Genomic DNA, 18,198 nt, shown 5'->3' with positions numbered 1-18,198 from the left:
CTGTGATGCTTCGAGACGGCGCGTCGCGCCTCCTCAGCATGAGGGCGTTCTTTGAGACGAAGAAGGGCGGGTCCGAGACCCGCCCTTTTCAATTCTGATACCGGTACATGAACCTAGGCGGCGAGCGGCCGCGCGTTCAGGGTTTTCATAAACAGATGAGCAGCATGATAGATCGCGAAGAACGTGCCGAGCTCGATGATCTGCGCTTCGGTAAAATGCGCGTGCATCTGCTCGTAGAAGGCCGCGTCCACCTTCTCCGGGTCGATGGCCAACTGTTCGGTATAGCGCAACGCCATCCGCTCGGTCTCGGTGAACAACTCCGAATCCTCATAGTCATCGCAACCGGCATCGATGCGTTCCTCGGTCAGTCCCGCATCCATCGCCTGCTTGGAGCGCAGGGCCGAAAAATACGGATCTTCCACGAAGCGCGCCAGCTGAATCCGGATGATTTCCTTGAGCTGGTGATCGACATTGCCGCGTATATGCAATTCAAGCATCACACTCAGCAGCGTCTTCGCCTGCCCGGGTGAGCGCGCGACGATGCGCGGAAACAGCTCATCGGGCACACCCAGTTCGACGCATTGCGCCGTCAGGTCACGAAGTTCGGGATCCTCGATCTGATCGAGTTCCAGGGGGGCAAGACGCGACATTATTCCGCCGCCTCGCTCTGCAGGGATCCCGGCGTCGCGCCGTAGATTGCCGCAGATTCTTCCTGAGTCACCAGTTCGCCGTCTGGCGAGAACATCGGATAGAATTTAAGCGATCCGAAGAAGGTGTGGAAGCCCAGATTACCGACCAGGAACAGCCCCAGTTCGGCGATTTCGTCTTCGGACAGGTGGGCCCGGAGGTCCTCCCATTCCGCATCGCCGAAGGAATCCGAATCCGTGGCCACGATTTCGACATAGCGCATGATCGCCTTCTCCTTATCGGTGAAGACGGTGCTATCCGCATGGTTGTTGATGCCGTCATCGAGGAGTGTTTCGTCAAGTCCATCCCGCTTCGCCGAAGCAGATCGAACATTGCCTCAATAACTGCAATGGGCCATGCGCGACAGCATCACCCGAATAACCTCTTTGAGTTTGTGGTCGAGGTTGCCCTCGTTGAAAACCTTGGTCCAGAAAAGGTAGGCCTTCTCGGCAAGGTCGATGTTGTGGCCCATGACGGCGTGGAAGCCGGGGTCCGGCGCACGCAACTCAAGGCATTTCTCGATATACGGTTTGAGCTTGGTTTTCTTCAGCTCTTCGACATCAAGCAGGGTGATATTCGGCATATCGCTCTCTCAATCATGTGGTGCAAATGCACGTTAGCAAAAATCAGGCGTGTTCTTCGATGGCTTTCTTGATCACCTGCCGGCGGTCAACGCCGGTCCGGGTCTCGACGACCTCGCCGTCCTTGAAGAACATCAGGGTCGGGAAACCACGCACACCGTAGCGCGCCAGAAGGTCGAGATTCTCGTCACCATCGACGGTGCCGATCACGACATTCTCGGGCAGTTCCTCATGGACCTGACCCAGAATCTTCTTGAGCTGCTTGCAGGGCACGCAGGTCTTCGACCAGAAATCAACGACGGTCAGGCCATCGCGGCCGAGAACCTCGTTGTCAAAATTGGAATCGTCAAAAATCGAAAGGTCTTCCAGTGCCATGATCGCACTCCTATTTTGGCGAATTGTTGATCAAATATATAGCGAATTTCGGGCCCGACGACAAACGCGCCGCGGTCACAACTGATATGCACCGGGCCGGTTATGGCCGATATGCTTTGGCGAATACCGGCGGAAAACCGGCTATTTGGCGGGGCCTTGCGACAACTCCCGAGCCGCGGTGACCGCCGCATCCAGTGTGCTGGGCGGTGCCGCGCGTGACCAGTCGCGGGTCAGCGTCACCCCGGCCGCGCGCAACTCGGCGACGAACATATCGACCGCCCCACGCCCGGGTCGGCCTTCCGCATCATTCCTGGCGGCCCATCGCCGGGCCAGCGGCGGCAGGCTGTCGGCCCATTGAAACCGGCGCGTCTTGAGCAATTTGGTCGTGCGCACACCCTGCGCCTTGAGGTCGGCGAGCGCCTTGTCGCCAGCCTGACAATAGGCCTGCGCCGCCTGTTGGGTAAACGCCGCCCGCGTCTCGTCGATGGCGGTGCGCACCGCCTCGGGCAGCGCCGCCAGCGCTTGGGTATTCACGGTCAGGACAAAAGGCACCTGGGCGCCAAATCCGGTCCGCGTGTAGTGATCGGCATCGCGTTTCAGGCCCAGCCGTCCGATCTCGGTGGTCGGCAGGACGGCGGCCCCGAGCACACCCGCTTCCATGCGGGCGCCCATCGTGTCGTCGGGCAGGCGCAGGGGAATCCCCTGCACGCCCGCGATCCAGTCCTCGATCCGGTCGACCATGGCGACCTTCAGGCCACGCACCTCGGCGGCGTTGCGGATCGCCTGCACCGAGATGAAATTGTATCCGTCGCTGGCAATGCCCGACAGGAAGGTCTGACGCGCCGCCGACAACGCATCGGTCATGCCGTCGAGGTCGCTGTGCACCGCCTGATAGGCGGCCCCCACGATCACGCAATCTTCGGTGGTAAACGGCATCTGGAATGTCAGATTCTGCAGCGGCAGGCGGCGTGTTTCATGATTGACCGCCACGATGCCGATCAGCGCGAGTTCGTCTTCCAGGGCCTCCAGAACGCCGCCCATGCGGGCCAGGGTTCCGCCATGCATCTCTTCCCAGACGATTTCACCTGCCCCCGCTTCGGTCACCCGGCGGCTGACTTCCGTTTGAAAATGCGCCCGGACGATTTCGGGCGCGGCGTGTATGGCCGCCAATCCGCTCGTCACGGACAGGCGCAACGGTTCCGCCGTCGCCACCGGGGACAGGAATAGCGCGGACATGATCGCGCCCGCGAAAAGGGGTTTGGTGTTCATCTGGCGCCTCGTTCCTTCCTGGATCCGGCCCATACGCCCGATCTCCGGGCGCATGTCTGCGCTGTGCATCGGCTATTGTGCGGACAAAAGGTTAAGCAAGCGCATACGGCAACAGCCGGTCCTGGTCCGCCTGACATGTTGAAAAAGCCCGGATTTCCGTGATGAGATAGTGTCCGGGAGGAAAACATCATGAAAACCATCGACATTGGCCCCGACGGCATGGCCGAGCACATCGTGCGGTTCAACGAATTGCAGCCCAAGCAGGGAAACTACGCATCCCTGGGCATTCCCACCGAAGCCTATGAGATGCTGACGGCGAAGACCCTCTACACCCTGCTTGCCCCCGCAAGCGCGGCGGGGTCCCATCAGTTCACCTCGGCGAAGGGTCCCGACGGCCTGTCCCTGTCCATCGCCGAATGTCCGCCGGGCGACGGCCCCATGCTGCACGCCCACATGGAGACCCACGAGATCTTCTTCTGTCTCCGGGGACGCTTCGAGATCAGCTGGGGCGACACGGGCGAGCATAGCGACGTGCTCGAAACGTTCGACATGGTCGATGTGCCGCTGGGTGTCACACGCGCGTTTCGCAATGTGGGCGACGATACCGCGCTGCTACTCGTGATCATCCTCGGCGGCAACCAGAACGACATCGGCTACGCCAAAACCGTGGGCGACCAGGTGGCCAGAAAATATGGCGACGACGTGCGCGATGCGATCGAGGCCCACACCTCGATGAAGTTCAACGTCGGCGCCGACTGACAGCTAGAGAAAAGTATTGCGCACGTCGAGCGAGGACTCGACCCCGATCTTGTCGAAATTCGCATCGAGCCAGCGGTCCGCGGCACTGCGGCCGATATCCTTCAGCGCACAGAGAAAATCCCAATCCGCGTTGAGCTTCGATGACGCGCCGAACGCCTCCAACGCCTCCTCCGACTCGATCATGTGGACCAGCATGAGCTTGTACAGGTCGCCGTCGAGCGCCCCCGAATGGAGCAACCGGCTGACGAAATGAATGGCCCGCATTTCATGGATGAGGCTGCTGTTGAAGCTGATCTCGTTCACCCGGTCCTGGATTTCACGGGCCGTTTTCGGCACGCCCGACCGCTCCAGGGGATTGATCTGGACGAGGACAATGTCGCGCGTCTCGGACCCGTAGATCAGCGGGAAGATCGACGGGTTTCCCATATAGCCACCGTCCCAGTAATACTCGCCGTCGATCTCGACGGCCTGGAACAATTGCGGCAGGCAGGCGGACGCCAGCAGGACGTCGACGCTGAGCTCCCGATTCTCGAAAACCCGCGCCCGGCCGGTCTGGACATTGGTCGCCGGGATAAAAAGTTTCACCCGGCTGGCGTGGCGGATCAGGTCAAAATCGACAAGGTTTTCGATAATGCCGTGCAGCGGATTGAAGTTCAGGAGGTTGACCTGATAGGGCGAGAAGGTCCGCGTCACGGTCTCGACGAAAGCCAGGCCTGGCGAGTTGTCCAGCTTGTAGGCGCCGCCAAACCAGTCCCACAAGGTGCGCTGGACAGGGCTGAACCTGTCGAGGTCGGCCACGTCCTGCCAGAATTTATCGAGCAGGTCGCGCGCACCGGCCGAACCGTCAGCAGACATTCCCGCCGCGAGGACCGCGGCGTTCATGGCGCCGGCGCTGGTACCGCTGATCGCATCGATCTCGATGCGCGGTTCCTCGAGCAGCCGGTCGAGGACACCCCAGGTGTAGGCCCCATGCGCACCACCCCCCTGCAACGCCAGATTGATGCGTTTCGCAGGGCCAGCCGCACGGTCGCTATCGTTCATCGTGCCGTCCAGCCCCCGTCGATCGACAGCGCCGCGCCGGTCATCGACCCGCCCGCCGGCCCGCACAGGAAAAGGGCGAGCTCGCTGATATGGGCGGATTCGACGAAACGCTTGCTCGGCTGGGATTCGAGAATGATGTCCCGGATCACATCTTCGCGCGGCAGCCCGTTCGCCTTGGCCTGATCGTCGATCTGGCCGTCGACCAGCGGCGTCTGGACGAAGCCCGGGCAGATGGCGTTACAGGTGATTTCGGTCTGCGCGACCTCTAGCGCCACGGTCTTGGTCAGCCCGACCACGCCATGTTTGGCGGCCACATAGGCTGCCTTGTAGGGCGATGCGACCAGTCCGTGGGCCGACGCTATGTTCACGATCCGGCCGAAATTCCGCGCCTTCATGCCGGGAAGCGCCGCCGCCGTCGTGTAGAAGGCCGACGAGAGATTGATCGCGATGATCGCCTCCCATTTGGCCGGGGGGAATTCATCGACCGGTGCGACATGCTGAATCCCGGCATTGTTCACCAGAATATCGACCGTGCCGATGGCCTCTTCGGCGGCCACGATCAGCCCGGACGCGGCGGCGCCGTCCGACAAATCCGCACCCGAATATCCCGCCGTGATGCCGTGGTCCGCCTCGAGAGCGTGGCGGATCGCCTCGATTTCATCACGGTCCCCGAACCCGTTCAGCATCACGTTCGCGCCCGCGGCGGCGAGTGTGCGTACAATGTCGAGCCCGATGCCGCTCGTCGAGCCGGTCACGACGGCGCCCCGCCCCGTCAAATTCAGTTCGTTCATGAATAACTCTCCCGTCCCTGTGTCGCGATCGTCGCATCGACTGCCCGGGATGTGATTCCTATACCGCTTCGCCCCGTCGGCTGAGCCCGAATGCTTCGGCCAGCAGTTCATAGGACCGCCGCCTGTTCTCGAAATCGTATGTGATGGTCAGAATTACAAGCTCATCCAGCCCGTTTTCTTCCGCGAACGCCGAAAGTTGATCGCGCAGGCTTTCGGGCGTCCCGGCAATCCGGTTGGCCTTGTTCGCCTCCACGACCCGGCGCTCCTGCGCCGAATAATCATAGGCCAGCGCCTCATCCGGATGGGCATAGGGCAGGTGCTGGCCCTGGTTCAGCCGCAGGCGCCACAGATCACGGCTGGTCGCCAGATAATCCGCCTCTTCCTGGGTTTCGGCGCAGATCACGAACACCGCGGCGTTCGCCCGCGGTGCCGCCAGGCTGCCCGATGGCTTGAAATTGTCGCGATAATATTTGAGCACCGGTGCGGTAACCTGGGGCGCGATGAAATGCGCAAACGAATAGGCCAGTCCGAAATGCGCCGCATAGGCGGCGCTCTGATCGCTGGAGCCGAGCAGCCAGACCTCGGGGACATCCGCGACCTTCGGCGTGGCCCGCACATCCTTGAAGGGTTCCGTGGCCGGCGGCGCATCGGCCAGGAACGCGACCATGTCGGCGATCTTGGTCGGAAAATATTCGATCCCGACTTCGCTGCCATAGGCGAGTGCGGCGGCGGTCAGCCCGTCACTGCCCGGCGCGCGCCCGATACCCAGGTCGATACGGCCGGGATACAGATTCTCCAGCAGCTTGAAATTTTCGGCCACCTTGAGCGGCGAATAATGGCTCAGCATCACCCCGCCCGAGCCGACGCGTATCTGACTGGTGGCGGCGGCGACCCGGGTGACCATGATCTCCGGTGACGATCCCGCAAAACCCTCCGTGCCATGATGTTCAGCCAGCCAGTAGCGGGTGTAGCCCAGCCGCTCCGTCGCCTGCGCCAGCGCGATGCTTTCCTCGAGCGCCTGGCGGGCATCGCCGTCCTGGCGCACAGGCGACTGGTCGAGAACGGAGAGTTTCACCATGGGAGTATCTCCAGCATGTCAGGCCCGGCGCCTCATGTTCGCCCGCGCGCGATGCTCGGGTCGGGCCGCGGTTTCAGAAACACCGTCGCCAGAATGCCGATCGTGACCACTACGGCGCCGGCGATGTTCACGGGAGTCGGAATTTCGCCAAGGAACGGAATCGCCGCGACCAGTGCCAGCGGCGGGACCAGGGAACCGACCGCCGCCTGGCGGGTCGGGCCGATGGTCTTGACCGCATAGGCATGGCCGAAGATGCACAGGAACGCCCCGAACACGCCATGCACCACCGACTGCATCACGATGTCGCCGAACGGCGCGGAGAACAGGGTCGATGGCAGGAACAGGAGCCAGATCGGCACATAGACAAGCGCGTTTCCGATCAGCAGGGCCGCGAGCGACTGCATCACTTGCAGCCGCCCGGCGCGCATGCCGCCGTACCAGATCGCCACCGACATCGCCGCGCCGAGAAACAACAGATGGCCACGCCACTGGCCGGCCACGCCGCCACCGGCGAACGCCTCCCATCCGACCGCGACCACGCCGGCGACGATCGCACCGATCCCGGCCCACTGCCAGCGGCCCGGCCGGTCGCCAATCCAGGCCCAGGCGACGAGGGCCGCAAAGATGGGCAGCGCGCCATACATGACCACCGATGCATGCCCCACCGGCGCGTAGGTCATGCCGCCGAACAGCATCAGGATAAACGGTGCACCGCCGAAGAATGCGACGATCATGTGGTCGCGCAGCCGCACCCGCCAGGGGAAGTAGCGCACCAGCAACGGGATCGCCAGGATCACCGCGACGCCCATGCGCAGACCCGCCAGGTCGTAGATCGTCAGCGCGTCCGTGGTCGCGCCGAGCCGGCCCGCTATCAGCATGGCCACGACACAGACGACGGTACCGAGGCCCGCGCCTATTCCTCCCCAGTCATTCATATGTATTGCCTGTTGCCGGTCGGGCGCTGCGATGAACAATTTCGGTCGGACAGGATGTCCCCGAACAGCTGGAATTCGTAGCGTGAGGGTGCCGCCGAAACAATGGGCATGGCAGAAAATCACAGCTGTTGGTCCGTGGCTGGCGTATATCGGCCTTGATCAACGCCGCCGCGAACGAAACAATCACCCCCCATGGCCGAACAGAGACCCGACTTCTCCGACATCCCGTCGCTCGACCGCCTTTTGCAGGCGCCGGCGGTGATTGCACTCGCCGAATCCCATGGCCGCAGCGCGACCGTCGCGGCATTGCGCACGGCGCTCGACACGGCGCGCGCGGCGCTGGCGGCCGGCGACGGGGTCGATCTGTCCGAAGAGACATTCGCCCGGACCGCCGCGGCGCGGCTCGAACGTGACGCGACGCCGGGGCTGCGCCGGGTCTTTAACCTGACCGGCACGGTGCTGCACACCAACCTCGGGCGGGCCCCTCTGGCCGAGGCGGCAATCACGGCAATGGCCGAAGCTGCGCGCGGCGCGAGCAATCTCGAATATGATCTCGATAGCGGCAAACGCGGCGATCGCGACGTCCATGTCGAGGCGTTGTTGTGTGAGCTGACCGGCGCCGAGGCCGCGACCGTGGTGAACAACAACGCGGGCGCGGTGCTGCTGCTGCTCAACGCGCTGGCTCTGCGCAAGGAAGTACCCGTCTCGCGCGGCGAGCTGGTGGAGATCGGCGGCGCGTTCCGGATTCCCGACATCATGGCGCGCGCCGGGGCGAAGCTGGTCGAGGTCGGGACCACGAACCGCACCCACGCGAAGGATTTCGAGGCCGCCATCGGCGAGCGGACCGCCTGTGTGATGAAAGTCCACACGTCGAACTACGTCGTGCAGGGCTTCACCGCCGATGTGGCGGAAGACCAGCTGGCGGCGATCGCCCATGCCCGCGACATTCCCTTCGCCGTCGATCTGGGCGCCGGCGCACTGGTCGATCTGGAGCGCTGGGGCCTGCCCCACGAGCCGACCCCGCGCGAGACGCTGGCGGCGGGAGCCGACATCATCACCTTCTCCGGGGACAAGCTGCTGGGCGGCCCCCAGGCGGGGTTGATCGTCGGCCGGGGCGACCTGATCGCGAAACTCAAGAAAAACCCGCTCAAACGCGCGCTGCGTTGCGACAAGGCCACACTCGCGGCCCTCGCTGCAACGCTCGGTCTCTATCGCGACCCCGACCGGCTGGCCGAAAGCCTGCCGACCCTGCGCCTGCTGTCGCGAACCCCGACCGACATCCGCGCGCAGGCTGACGGGCTTATCGAGGCGATGCGCGACACCGTGGGCGATGCCTGGACGGTGTCGGTGGCGGACTGCGCCGGCCAGATCGGCTCCGGCGCCCTGCCGGTCGAAAACCTGGCCAGCGCCGCCCTGGTGATCCGGCCAGTCGCCCCGCGCGGCCAGGGCGCACGGCTCAAGCGGCTCGCGGCGAGCCTGCGCGCGCTCGCGGTTCCCGTCATCGGCAGGGTCCATGACGATGCGCTCTGGCTCGACCTGCGCTGTCTCGACAACGCGGATGAATTCCGCGCCCAACTCAAGGAACTGCCAACGCCATGATTGTCGCGACCGCGGGCCATATCGATCACGGCAAGACATTGCTGGTGAAGGCGCTGACAGGCGTCGATGCCGACCGGCTGCCGGAAGAGAAAAAGCGCGGCATGACGCTGGATCTCGGCTTCGCCTATGCCGACCTCGATAATGGCGCCCGCCTCGGCTTCATCGACGTGCCCGGCCATGAGCGCCTGGTCCACAACATGCTCGCCGGGGTCACCGGCATCGACTGTGCGCTGCTGGTCGTAGCCGCCGATGACGGGCCGATGCCCCAGACACTGGAACATCTGGCGATCCTCAATATCCTCGGCATTTCCCGCGGGATGGTCGCGCTGACCAAGATCGACCGCGTCGACCCGGCACGCGCCGAGGAGGTGCAGGCCGAGATCGAACTGCTTATCGGCGAGACCTCGCTCGCCGGCGCGCCGGTCTTTCCCGTCTCGGCGATCACCGGTGATGGAATCGCCGACTTGCAAGAACGCGTGGCCGACATGGCCGCGGAGACCGAGGCCCGCGCGGGCAACGGCCATTTCCGCCTGGCCGTGGATCGCGTCTTCACCGTCGCCGGGGCCGGGCTCGTCGTCACAGGCACCGCGTTCGCCGGCACCGTGACGAAAGAAGACCGGCTGTGGATCGCCGGACACGACACCCAGGTCCGGGTCCGGGGCATTCACGCCAACAACGCCGACAGCGAGACGGGACAGGCCGGCGACCGGCTCGCCCTCAATCTCGCGGGGCTGGACAAGGACGATATCGTGCGCGGCGACTGGCTCGTCGCCGATCCCGCACTCGGCCTGCACCGCAAGCTCGATGTGCGCCTGCATGTGGTCGCCGACGCAAAACGTCCGCTGCGTCACTGGACGCCGGTGCATGTCCATCTGGGTGCCCGCAACGTCACCGGCCGCGTGGCCGTTCTCGGGGCCGACAGCGCCGCGCCGGGGAGTTCGGTGCTGGCCCAGCTGGTGCTCGATGCGCCCGTCGGGGCCTGCGTCTACGACCGTTTCGTCATCCGTGACCAGTCGGCGCAGATCACCCTGGGCGGCGGCCATGTGGTGGACCTGCATCCGCCGCGCCGGGGCCGCGCCAAGCCCGAACGCCTGGATCTGCTCACCGCACTCGACACGGCGGATCCGATCGCGGCGCTCGCCGCCGCGCTTGTGCGTTCACCCACGGGCATATCGGTCGCGGATTTTTCTGCGGCCCGCAACCTGACCAACGCCGAAATGGCGGCGGCACTGGAATCCACCGCCGCGGTCGTCACGGGCGACGACGCTTCAGCCCTGGCCCTTTCGCCGGACATCTGGGCGGCCCGCCAGGACGAGTTGCTGGCGGCGCTCGACCAGTTCCACACGCGCTACCCCGACCGGCTCGGGCCCGCGGCAGCCCAGCTGCGCAAGAGCCTGGGCCGCTACATCCCCGAACCCCTGTTCGACGCCATCACCGCGCGGCTCGTGGCGGACAAGACCCTGTCGAGCGACGGCATGCTGCTGCATCGCCCGGACCATCAGCCGGGCCTGACCGGCGACGATGCCAAGCGCTGGGACATCATTCTGCCCCTACTGAACGAGACCCCCGATAGCCCGCCGGTCGTGCATGATCTCGCCCAGGCCTCCGGCCTTCCGGTCAACGGGGTCGGCAAGACCCTGCGCCAGGCCGTGCGCATGGGCCTCGCCGTGCAAATCGCGGAGAACAGGTTTTTCACCCCGGCTGCGCTGCGTGTCCACGCGCAGACATTCGAGGCGATGATCGCGGCGGACGGGACCGTGGGCGTCTCCCCGTTCCGCCAGCAGGCCGGCATCGGCCGGAATCTCGCTGTCGAGGTGTTGGAATATTTCGATCGTGTCGGACTGTCGCGGCGCGACGGGAATGCGCGCCACCAGGTACGCCCCGTGGCCGAAGTCTTCGGCGCCTAGGCCGGGTCGAACCGAGACCCGGCCCATACGAAATCAGGGCCGGACAAAGGCGTAGCTGACCACCTGACGAACATTGTCCGTGTTTCGGACCGTCGCGATCGCCTTGGTAAGTTCTTCCTGCGAGCGCGCGCGCCCCATCAGATAGATCGTGCCGAACGAGTCGGCGGCCGTACGGAAATTCACATCCGCCACACCGCGCGTCGCGACCATCTCCACGCCCACCTTGGTCTCGAGCACCAGGACATCATCCCAGCCCAGGAGTTCGTCTTTCCGGCGCTCCCGATCCGCGTCGGTCAGCACCTGGGCATGCCAGAAAAGGTCCTTCACGCCGTCGACCTGCTTAACCTGCGCGAGAAAATCATCATGGGTCTTCTGGTCGGAGAAAATCCCGGTGATCAGGAGCTTCTGCTCGTAGATTTCCGTCGAAGCCTTGATCGTACCCAGGTCGGCCATGATCGCGTTGACGTCGATGACGATCCGGTTGTCCTTGGTGATGTCCGCCGTGCTGCGCGCCTCAATCGCGCGATCGATCAGCGTTTTCGGCGCTTTCAGAATGTCTCCCAGCTGGGCGCCCGCGGGCTCCCATGACAGGGCGACGAAGGGCGCGGCCAGAAGTGCCGCGGCCGTGGCTTTTTGAAACCGCATGAGCATTCCTTTGGGTCGTTTCCCCGATCTGCCCATCATTTTTTCTCTCCTCGAATTCAGCGTTCTGGCCCAAGCGCGGGTACGAACAATCGACCCCCGCAAACCCCTGCCGTAGCGCGTGCCCCGACAACGCGTCAACGCCCCGGCACGCGGCGCGCAGCCCAAACAAGTCCTGTCGCCGCCGCCGATTGTCTATGTAGCGCGCGAATGTGGCCGTGATGGGGTGATTTCTGGCTCAGATGGCGGAAATTCGCGCCGCGCCTCGTTCAGACCTGCGGCGGCCGCACCCAATCGAACAGCGACCGGTGCCGTTCGGGGATTTTCGCCCATTCCGCGGCATCCATCACCAGGGGCGACTGGGACAGGAAATTCACCGTGTCCCTGAACCATGACCGCTGATAGGTGTTGTAGAGCACCGGGCGCGGCGCGGCGGACCGGTTGGGCGTGCCCCCGTGCCAGACGCGCGCATCGAACAACAGGGCGGCGCCGACTGGTACATCCGGGGCGACGGCGCGCGCCGCCGGCGGCGCATCCGCGATGACCTTGTGGCTGCCCGGGAAAAACGCCGTCGTACCGTTTGTCCCGTTCATGTCCACCAGCGGAATCACCAGGGTGAGGCTGTAACTCGGCAGCTCGGGGCTGACCCGCTCGGCCTCGAACAACAGCGGCATATCGAGATGCGGCTTCTGGTCCTGCGACCCCGGCAGCGACGTGACCGAGACGAAACTGCCGAGGATCACATCGTCGCCGAGCAGTTTCCCGATCACCGGAAACACGGTGGGATTGGCATAGAGCATCGGGTCATTGAAGGGCCCGTCGACGGCGATCGTGATCATCGTGCGCTTGTCACCGACCGCGAGGGCGTCGGCGAATTCGCGATCATGGTGATAATTCACATAGGCCGTGCTGTAGGCGGCATGCAGCTCGGTCACCAGTGCCGCAGGCAACACATCCTCGAAGATCATCACGCCCGCTTCGGCGAATCGACGCACAATTTCCTCATGCAGCATGTCGGGGATGCCCCCCCCGCCCGGCGCCTTGACCCGGGGTATTTCAGTTGGCCCGCTCAAATCGTCCGTCCTCCGGTCAACACCTGGCACCGCCGCAAGCTTGCGCCGCCAACCCTAACATCAGACACTCTGTTTGCTCATCAACCGATCCGGACCCGCGCGATGCAACCTCTTACAATCGGCGAATATTCCGTCAAATCCGTGCACGAGAATACCGGCGCCTACATCACGCCCGCCGATATGTTCCCCACGGCGGCGCCCGAGGCGGTGGCCGCGCATCTGGACTGGATGGCACCAACCTATTTCGACATCATCAGCGGCAAGCTGAAACTGACCTTCCAGAGCTTCATCCTGCAGACACCCCGCCACAACATCCTGATCGACACCTGCGTCGGCGAGGACAAGGAACGGGCGAATCCGGATTTCCACATGAAAAAATGGCCCTGGATGGACAACCTCAAGGCCCTTGGGCTGACCCCGGCGGACATCGACATCGTCATGTGCACCCATCTGCATCCCGACCATGTTGGCTGGAACACCCAGCTGCGCGACGGTCGCTGGGTACCGACCTTTCCGAACGCGAAGTACGTCTTCGCGCGCGATGAATACGCCCACTGGGAAGCAGAAAGCGCCCAGGGCTCGGAACGGGTCGGCCTGACCTTCATCGACAGCGTATTGCCGGTGATGGAGGCCGGCCAGGCCGTGCTGGTAGATCATGACCATCAGATCGAGGATGGCATCTGGCTCGAACCCACCCCGGGCCATTCGCCGGGACATGTCATCGTGAACGTCGAATCCAACGGCGAGCGCGGCGCCTTCATCGGCGATCTGATGCACCATCCCGTCCAGGTCCCACATCCCGAATGGAGCACCTGCTTCTGCTGGGACATGGAGATGTCAGCCGCCAGCCGCACCGCATTCGTCGATACCCATACGGATGCCGGCACCCTCGTGGTGCCGGTACATTTCGCCGGCACCACCGCCGGCCGCATCACCCGCTATGGCGACGCGCAAAAATTCACATTCCTCGACGACCCCAGCTGAACGGAAAGAAAAACATGAGCATTTCGATCATTCAAACCATGGACGTGGCCCCCGAACGCATGGAAGAGCGCGACGGATGGGCGATCTCCGAATTTCGCCTGCCCATCACCGGCGAGACAGGCAGCGCCACGACGGTGTTCCATTCGATTTTTCGACCCGGATCCACCCACGCCAAGCATCTCCACGAGGTCAGCGACGAGATCGCCGTCTATCTGTCGGGCTACGGCGTCGTCGGCCAGGGCGAGAGCCGCGCGGTGGTCTCGGCCGGACATTGCCGCCTGATGCCGAAGGGCTCGGAGCATTTCTTCTACAACGAGACGACCGACGAGGACGCCAAGGTCATCGGCTTCTACATGAATGCACCGAGCGTGGCGGGCACCGGTTACCAGTTCTGCGCGACGGTGACTCCGGATGACCTCACCCGCGAACGCGGCCGCCTGAACGAAGGCATCCTGGTGCGACTGCAAGACACCACGTCAGAAGGATCGCTACCCGATGCATGGTCCGCCGCCGAGGTGAAGGCGCCGATCGGCACCCATAATGGCAGCGAAAACTCGTTGCTGCATGTATCCTTGGCCCCCGGCAATGCGTTGGAAGACCACGCGCTGGCCAACGCCGAAGCCATCTACTATGTGGCGGCGGGTACCGGCACGGCGTCCGATGCCGACGGCGCGTCCGACATCACGGAGGACAGCTTCGTCTTCGTACCGCGCGGAGAGCGCCACGCCATTCACAACACAGGCGACACGGCGCTTGAACTCTATGTCGTGCTGACAGGCGCGGGCAGTCTCTCAGCCGCCGCCTAGTCTTTCGTCGGGGGATACCGGGGCGCGTCGCCCCGGGGCTGCGGGTCTGAGCCCGGTCTATGCCCGGCGAGTCATGCCCAGCACGCTGGCGATGGCGAGCGCAAGCCCATAGCCGAACGGCAGGATCATGATAGTCGACAGGAGCGGCAGCCAGATCAGAACGAAGGGCTCCTCGCCGCCACGCAGTTCGAACGCCACGACGGTAACGACGGCGGCGATGATCGCAGCGATGTAGGCCTCGCGATGCAAATCGCTATATGCGGCGAGCCGGCCCGTCTTGTTGGCAACGCTCTCGGTCGGGAGGACCGGCTTCAACGCCAGGGTCGCAATCGTCATGACCACAAGCGGCAAAACGAACAGGATCAGATTTCCGGTATTGGCGAAAAAATTGGCAACAACTTCCATGATGGCTCCCCTGCCCGTATTCGGTCGCGGTTTTACGAAAACGCTTGCATAAGACTTACAATGCATCAGGCAGGGGTGACAAGGCCAAGCGCGATGTGTCGATTGCGGCGCAGCCCGCTTTTGTGCACGATATTCATGTGATCCGCGCCGGATTCGGCGCATTTTCTAGTGAAGGAAACGGAATGTCAGAGAAACTCGGCATCGGTTCGGCCTTCCCAAAGTTGACGATCGACCTCGTCGGCGGCGGAACGCTCAGCCTGCCCGATGGCCTCGATACGCGTTATCGGGTCATCCTGTTCTATCGCGGCCACTGGTGACCCTATTGTCGCCGTCAGTTGGTCGGCTTTGCAGAACTTAAGGACGAATTTGACAAACTGGGTGTGTCGGTTGTCGCGGCCAGCGTCGATCCCATCGACAAGGCCCAGGAAGTCGCGGACGAGGTGAATTTCCCGGTCGGATTCGGCGTGTCGCGTGACATCGCCGACACGCTTGGTGCCTATTGGGAAGACCGCCGTCAGATCATCCAGCCCTCGGAATTCATCGTCGGTGCCGACGGCAACGTCGTCGCATGCTCCTATAGCGACGGCCCGCTGGGCCGGATCGATGCGGGCGACGTGGTCAAGATGGTAAATTTCTACGATTCCCGAAAATAACCGCTCACGACCTGTTCACGTGATGATGATCGCGCCGCACCGGGCCTCCGGTGCGGCGCTTTTCATTGCACAATATTTACCCAAAACCAAAAGCAGCGTTAAACTCGCGTCTGGATTTGCCCGGAGGAGACGCAAAGATGATCGCATACGACCTGAATATCGAGCAGGAATGGAACCCGCAGCGCCATGTCGAGAAAATCCTCGATACGGTCGAGGATGGCGATGTCACGGTCGCCTGCTGGGAGCCCGGGCAGGTGAGCCCGAACCATTGCCACCCCAACGCGACCGAAATCTATTTCTGTTTCGAGGGCGGCGGCACCATGCGCGCCGGTAACCAGACTATCCCGGTCACCCCCGGCGCGTTCATCGTCCACCCGCCGGGCGAGCTCCACGAATATGAGAACGGCCCCCAGCGCTCGCTGCTGTTTCGCGTGCGTTACGGCGGCGACTTCTCGACCCGCATCAAGGACTGGCCGACCAACGCTGACTTTGCGCGCAGCGACGACGATCGCGCCTACTATCCGGACTAGGATCGACGGCGGGTTGCCGCCGACATAACGGAGGGACGAACCATGAATATCCGCAACGGTGCATATTCTGGGTTGAGCCGCCTTCTGGCCGGTGCCGCGCTTTGCACGGTTTTCTCACTGGGCTACAGCGGCACGGCCGTGGCCGACGGCGTCGACGCCGACGATGTGGTGGCCGCACTCGCGCGGGAGGGATACCCGGTCGATCTCGGCGAAGATGCCTTCGGCGATCCGGATATCGAAAGCGCGGCCGGCGACACATTGTTCGAAGTCCTGTTCTTCGATTGCGACGGCGATGTGTGTGACACCATCATGTTTACCACCGCCTATGTAAGCAATTCGGTCACGGTCGAGGACATGCGCGACTGGAACAGCAACAATCTTCACGGCCAGGCCTATCTGGACGACGAGGACGACCCCAATCTGGACTTCACGATCCTCGCCGCCGGCGGCCTGACCTCGGCCAATCTCCGCCAAATCGTGCGCCAGTGGGGCGTATCCCTCGCCGAGTTCGAGGATCATATCGGCTGGAACAGCAATTCCGGCGGCGCGGCGGCCCGGACCGACGGCGCGGCCATTGCAAGTTCGACGTCGACCATCGAGGTTTGCAACGACAGCGGCGACGGCGTCTCGATCGCATATGCCACCGCCTCCGGCGGCACAAACAGCGCCGGCGAGACCCTGTTCCGGTCCGAGGGCTGGCTGAACATCGAGCATGACGAGTGCATCGATGTCTGGGAAGGCCCGTTCGAGAACCGCTACTATTACGTCTATGCCGAGGCCGACGACGGTGAGTATAGCGGCGACTACTTCTTCTGCACGCTGGAGGACGCTTTCGAAATCGTCGACACCCAGTGCAGTGCCGACTATGAGCGCAACGGGTTCAGCCAGATCGACATGGCCCAAGGCGATCGCATGGAATTCGGCTACGTCCTTGTTCTGGACCCCTGATCACGCGAAGCTGCTGGCCAGGACCAGGCGTATTTAAGACGCGCATTCACGGGTCTTCTGACGACGCACCGTACCCCTGCACAAGAAGTCAGACGACTTTGTATCTGTCAGCAAGAGAAACAGAAAGCTGGCTCGCGAACCGTTCGGTCGCCACCGACAACACCCGACTGCGCAATTGTCCCAAGTGCAGCATTCCGTCGGCAATATCACGCGGGTCGATGGGTCGGCTGACCAGCGCCCCGCTTTCATCATCCGGGGGCAAACCGATATCGATCTGAAACGCGATGAGGTCCGACCCCCTTGTCGCATAGCAAAGAAAATCAAAACTATCGGATTCCAGTGTCGGCACGGCATCCTGGTTGATCCGGGCCGCGGCCCGGTCCAGCAGCGTTCGTACGCCATAGGTCGCCGTCGGCAACGCGAGCGGATGAAGCAGGCAATCGCGAAGCCGCAGAACCGGCTGTCCGGCCAGGGGGTGGTTGCGGTCCATGACGGCGTGGACCACCTGACGCACGATAATGAGGGTTTGAAAATCGACCATGCGGACGGGTTCGAACACGAGTGCAAGTTCGGCCGTAAAATCGGAGAGGGCCCCCTCCGCCTGCATTCTGTCGCGCGGAAAGACGCGGAACGTAACCGCCGGATGTTCGCCCCGGTAGAGCGCGATCTGCGCCGGCAGGAAAGCCGTCAGGAGCGCCTGGCTGCAGGCAATCGTCACATGGCCGCGACGTACGCCCGACAGGTCGGCAATCTGCGATTTCACCCGCTCGAAGTCGGAAATTTGCGAGCGTATGTGATGGATCAGGATTTCGCCGGCCGCGTTGAGCCTGACCCCGCGGGGCAGGCGCTCGAATATTTGAACCTCAAGCTCGTCCTCAACAGCCAGCAATCGCCGGTTCAGCGCCGATGGCGTTATCGATAAAACCTCGGCGGCCTGCCGGATCGAGCCAGCGCGGGCAATCACGTCGATATAGGTCAAGTTCACAAATGCACGCATGGTCCTGCTCGCTTTTCATCGACTTACCGACGCTTCCAACCGTTGCATATTTTGCACCACAACAGGACTAAACTAACAGCAGACCGCAACACTCGCCAATCCTACGTTATTGAGGATTTTCGCGTCACGGACCGACAG

General features: G+C 63.3%; 21 protein-coding genes and 1 pseudogene. 9 read left to right on the top strand and 13 right to left on the bottom strand.

The window, feature by feature from the left end:
- Positions 1–113: 113 nt before the first annotated feature.
- The 5 genes from ABJ363_06055 to ABJ363_06035 all read right to left on the bottom strand — a co-directional run bounded on the left by ABJ363_06055 (position 114) and on the right by ABJ363_06035 (position 2,912).
- Positions 114–650, bottom strand: coding sequence for a hypothetical protein (locus ABJ363_06055; GenBank protein ID MEP4378544.1), 537 nt, complete (start codon positions 648–650; stop codon positions 114–116).
- The gene (locus tag ABJ363_06050; GenBank protein MEP4378543.1) at positions 650–910 is read right to left on the bottom strand and encodes a hypothetical protein; all 261 of its coding nucleotides are present in this window, start codon (positions 908–910) and stop codon (positions 650–652) included. The genes ABJ363_06055 and ABJ363_06050 overlap by 1 nt, the downstream gene beginning before the upstream one ends.
- 114 nt (positions 911–1,024) lie before the next feature.
- Positions 1,025–1,270: a hypothetical protein gene (locus tag ABJ363_06045; protein ID MEP4378542.1), complete on the bottom strand. Its 246-nt coding sequence runs from the start codon at positions 1,268–1,270 to the stop codon at positions 1,025–1,027.
- Between the two features lie 43 nt (positions 1,271–1,313).
- Complete coding sequence (locus ABJ363_06040; GenBank protein ID MEP4378541.1) at positions 1,314–1,643, bottom strand: thioredoxin domain-containing protein; 330 nt, start codon at positions 1,641–1,643, stop codon at positions 1,314–1,316.
- A 141-nt stretch (positions 1,644–1,784) separates the two neighbouring features.
- Entirely contained in the window at positions 1,785–2,912 is a 1,128-nt protein-coding gene (locus tag ABJ363_06035; GenBank protein ID MEP4378540.1) for a hypothetical protein, read from the bottom strand.
- Positions 2,913–3,101: 189 nt separating this feature from the next.
- Here ABJ363_06035 and ABJ363_06030 point away from each other — a divergent pair, with 189 nt between their 5' ends.
- The gene (locus ABJ363_06030) at positions 3,102–3,671 is read left to right on the top strand and encodes a cupin domain-containing protein (protein MEP4378539.1); all 570 of its coding nucleotides are present in this window, start codon (positions 3,102–3,104) and stop codon (positions 3,669–3,671) included.
- Positions 3,672–3,674: 3 nt separating this feature from the next.
- Here the strand turns inward: ABJ363_06030 and ABJ363_06025 are convergent, their stop codons facing one another.
- Genes ABJ363_06025 through ABJ363_06010 form a run of 4 tightly spaced genes read right to left on the bottom strand, consistent with a single transcriptional unit; the run spans position 3,675 to position 7,516 of the window.
- Positions 3,675–4,712 (bottom strand): patatin-like phospholipase family protein, encoded by a 1,038-nt coding sequence (locus ABJ363_06025; GenBank protein MEP4378538.1) that lies wholly within the window; start codon positions 4,710–4,712, stop codon positions 3,675–3,677.
- Positions 4,709–5,503: a 3-hydroxybutyrate dehydrogenase gene (locus tag ABJ363_06020; protein ID MEP4378537.1), complete on the bottom strand. Its 795-nt coding sequence runs from the start codon at positions 5,501–5,503 to the stop codon at positions 4,709–4,711. Before ABJ363_06020 ends, ABJ363_06025 begins: the two co-directional genes overlap by 4 nt.
- Before the next feature lie 58 nt (positions 5,504–5,561).
- Positions 5,562–6,581 carry an LLM class flavin-dependent oxidoreductase gene (locus ABJ363_06015; protein ID MEP4378536.1) on the bottom strand — a complete coding sequence of 340 codons (1,020 nt, stop codon included), beginning with the start codon at positions 6,579–6,581 and terminating at the stop codon, positions 5,562–5,564.
- A gap of 32 nt (positions 6,582–6,613) precedes the next feature.
- Complete coding sequence (locus ABJ363_06010) at positions 6,614–7,516, bottom strand: DMT family transporter (GenBank protein MEP4378535.1); 903 nt, start codon at positions 7,514–7,516, stop codon at positions 6,614–6,616.
- A 192-nt stretch (positions 7,517–7,708) separates the two neighbouring features.
- Between ABJ363_06010 and selA the strand changes: the two genes are divergently transcribed.
- Positions 7,709–9,115, top strand: coding sequence for an L-seryl-tRNA(Sec) selenium transferase (gene selA, locus ABJ363_06005; GenBank protein MEP4378534.1), 1,407 nt, complete (start codon positions 7,709–7,711; stop codon positions 9,113–9,115).
- Positions 9,112–11,022: a selenocysteine-specific translation elongation factor gene (gene selB / locus ABJ363_06000; GenBank protein MEP4378533.1), complete on the top strand. Its 1,911-nt coding sequence runs from the start codon at positions 9,112–9,114 to the stop codon at positions 11,020–11,022. Before selA ends, selB begins: the two co-directional genes overlap by 4 nt.
- 33 nt (positions 11,023–11,055) lie before the next feature.
- Here selB and ABJ363_05995 read toward each other — a convergent pair whose 3' ends face one another.
- A complete protein-coding gene (locus ABJ363_05995) occupies positions 11,056–11,667 on the bottom strand; it encodes a BON domain-containing protein (protein MEP4378532.1) in 612 nt (203 codons plus the stop codon).
- 266 nt (positions 11,668–11,933) lie between these two features.
- A complete protein-coding gene (locus ABJ363_05990; GenBank protein ID MEP4378531.1) occupies positions 11,934–12,737 on the bottom strand; it encodes a phytanoyl-CoA dioxygenase family protein in 804 nt (267 codons plus the stop codon).
- 102 nt (positions 12,738–12,839) lie between these two features.
- Between ABJ363_05990 and ABJ363_05985 the strand changes: the two genes are divergently transcribed.
- Both ABJ363_05985 and ABJ363_05980 read left to right on the top strand, forming a co-directional pair.
- Positions 12,840–13,721 carry an MBL fold metallo-hydrolase gene (locus ABJ363_05985; GenBank protein MEP4378530.1) on the top strand — a complete coding sequence of 294 codons (882 nt, stop codon included), beginning with the start codon at positions 12,840–12,842 and terminating at the stop codon, positions 13,719–13,721.
- Positions 13,722–13,735: 14 nt separating this feature from the next.
- Positions 13,736–14,527: a cupin domain-containing protein gene (locus ABJ363_05980; GenBank protein ID MEP4378529.1), complete on the top strand. Its 792-nt coding sequence runs from the start codon at positions 13,736–13,738 to the stop codon at positions 14,525–14,527.
- A 57-nt stretch (positions 14,528–14,584) separates the two neighbouring features.
- Here ABJ363_05980 and ABJ363_05975 read toward each other — a convergent pair whose 3' ends face one another.
- Positions 14,585–14,932, bottom strand: coding sequence for a hypothetical protein (locus ABJ363_05975; GenBank protein ID MEP4378528.1), 348 nt, complete (start codon positions 14,930–14,932; stop codon positions 14,585–14,587).
- Between the two features lie 182 nt (positions 14,933–15,114).
- Here ABJ363_05975 and ABJ363_05970 point away from each other — a divergent pair, with 182 nt between their 5' ends.
- From ABJ363_05970 to ABJ363_05955, 4 genes and pseudogenes are all read left to right on the top strand, one after another.
- Positions 15,115–15,249, top strand: coding sequence for a hypothetical protein (locus ABJ363_05970; GenBank protein ID MEP4378527.1), 135 nt, complete (start codon positions 15,115–15,117; stop codon positions 15,247–15,249).
- A gap of 12 nt (positions 15,250–15,261) precedes the next feature.
- A pseudogene (locus ABJ363_05965) lies at positions 15,262–15,585 on the top strand (redoxin domain-containing protein).
- Between the two features lie 137 nt (positions 15,586–15,722).
- Complete coding sequence (locus tag ABJ363_05960; protein MEP4378526.1) at positions 15,723–16,115, top strand: cupin domain-containing protein; 393 nt, start codon at positions 15,723–15,725, stop codon at positions 16,113–16,115.
- A 42-nt stretch (positions 16,116–16,157) separates the two neighbouring features.
- Positions 16,158–17,063: a DUF1036 domain-containing protein gene (locus ABJ363_05955; GenBank protein ID MEP4378525.1), complete on the top strand. Its 906-nt coding sequence runs from the start codon at positions 16,158–16,160 to the stop codon at positions 17,061–17,063.
- 88 nt (positions 17,064–17,151) lie between these two features.
- Here ABJ363_05955 and ABJ363_05950 read toward each other — a convergent pair whose 3' ends face one another.
- Complete coding sequence (locus tag ABJ363_05950; protein MEP4378524.1) at positions 17,152–18,060, bottom strand: LysR family transcriptional regulator; 909 nt, start codon at positions 18,058–18,060, stop codon at positions 17,152–17,154.
- Positions 18,061–18,198: the final 138 nt, after the last annotated feature.

The organism is Alphaproteobacteria bacterium, from assembly GCA_039980135.1.
Lineage (GTDB): Bacteria > Pseudomonadota > Alphaproteobacteria > UBA6615 > UBA6615 > UBA8079.
This window is presented reverse-complemented; position numbering and strand designations above follow the sequence as displayed.

Excerpts from the sequence above, each read along its gene's own strand:
- ABJ363_05970 (MEP4378527.1), top strand. The coding sequence starts at position 15,115 with ATGTCAGAGAAACTCGGCATCGGTTCGGCCTTCCCAAAGTTGACGATC.
- ABJ363_06040 (MEP4378541.1), bottom strand. The coding sequence starts at position 1,643 with ATGGCACTGGAAGACCTTTCGATTTTTGACGATTCCAATTTTGACAAC.
- selA (MEP4378534.1), top strand. The coding sequence starts at position 7,709 with ATGGCCGAACAGAGACCCGACTTCTCCGACATCCCGTCGCTCGACCGC.
- selB (MEP4378533.1), top strand. The coding sequence starts at position 9,112 with ATGATTGTCGCGACCGCGGGCCATATCGATCACGGCAAGACATTGCTG.
- ABJ363_06055 (MEP4378544.1), bottom strand. The coding sequence starts at position 650 with ATGTCGCGTCTTGCCCCCCTGGAACTCGATCAGATCGAGGATCCCGAA.
- ABJ363_06035 (MEP4378540.1), bottom strand. The coding sequence starts at position 2,912 with ATGAACACCAAACCCCTTTTCGCGGGCGCGATCATGTCCGCGCTATTC.
- ABJ363_05980 (MEP4378529.1), top strand. The coding sequence starts at position 13,736 with ATGAGCATTTCGATCATTCAAACCATGGACGTGGCCCCCGAACGCATG.
- ABJ363_05995 (MEP4378532.1), bottom strand. The coding sequence starts at position 11,667 with ATGCGGTTTCAAAAAGCCACGGCCGCGGCACTTCTGGCCGCGCCCTTC.
- ABJ363_05975 (MEP4378528.1), bottom strand. The coding sequence starts at position 14,932 with ATGGAAGTTGTTGCCAATTTTTTCGCCAATACCGGAAATCTGATCCTG.
- ABJ363_06050 (MEP4378543.1), bottom strand. The coding sequence starts at position 910 with ATGCGCTATGTCGAAATCGTGGCCACGGATTCGGATTCCTTCGGCGAT.
- ABJ363_06020 (MEP4378537.1), bottom strand. The coding sequence starts at position 5,503 with ATGAACGAACTGAATTTGACGGGGCGGGGCGCCGTCGTGACCGGCTCG.
- ABJ363_05985 (MEP4378530.1), top strand. The coding sequence starts at position 12,840 with ATGCAACCTCTTACAATCGGCGAATATTCCGTCAAATCCGTGCACGAG.
- ABJ363_05950 (MEP4378524.1), bottom strand. The coding sequence starts at position 18,060 with ATGCGTGCATTTGTGAACTTGACCTATATCGACGTGATTGCCCGCGCT.
- ABJ363_06010 (MEP4378535.1), bottom strand. The coding sequence starts at position 7,516 with ATGAATGACTGGGGAGGAATAGGCGCGGGCCTCGGTACCGTCGTCTGT.
- ABJ363_05960 (MEP4378526.1), top strand. The coding sequence starts at position 15,723 with ATGATCGCATACGACCTGAATATCGAGCAGGAATGGAACCCGCAGCGC.
- ABJ363_05955 (MEP4378525.1), top strand. The coding sequence starts at position 16,158 with ATGAATATCCGCAACGGTGCATATTCTGGGTTGAGCCGCCTTCTGGCC.
- ABJ363_06025 (MEP4378538.1), bottom strand. The coding sequence starts at position 4,712 with ATGAACGATAGCGACCGTGCGGCTGGCCCTGCGAAACGCATCAATCTG.
- ABJ363_06030 (MEP4378539.1), top strand. The coding sequence starts at position 3,102 with ATGAAAACCATCGACATTGGCCCCGACGGCATGGCCGAGCACATCGTG.
- ABJ363_06015 (MEP4378536.1), bottom strand. The coding sequence starts at position 6,581 with ATGGTGAAACTCTCCGTTCTCGACCAGTCGCCTGTGCGCCAGGACGGC.
- ABJ363_06045 (MEP4378542.1), bottom strand. The coding sequence starts at position 1,270 with ATGCCGAATATCACCCTGCTTGATGTCGAAGAGCTGAAGAAAACCAAG.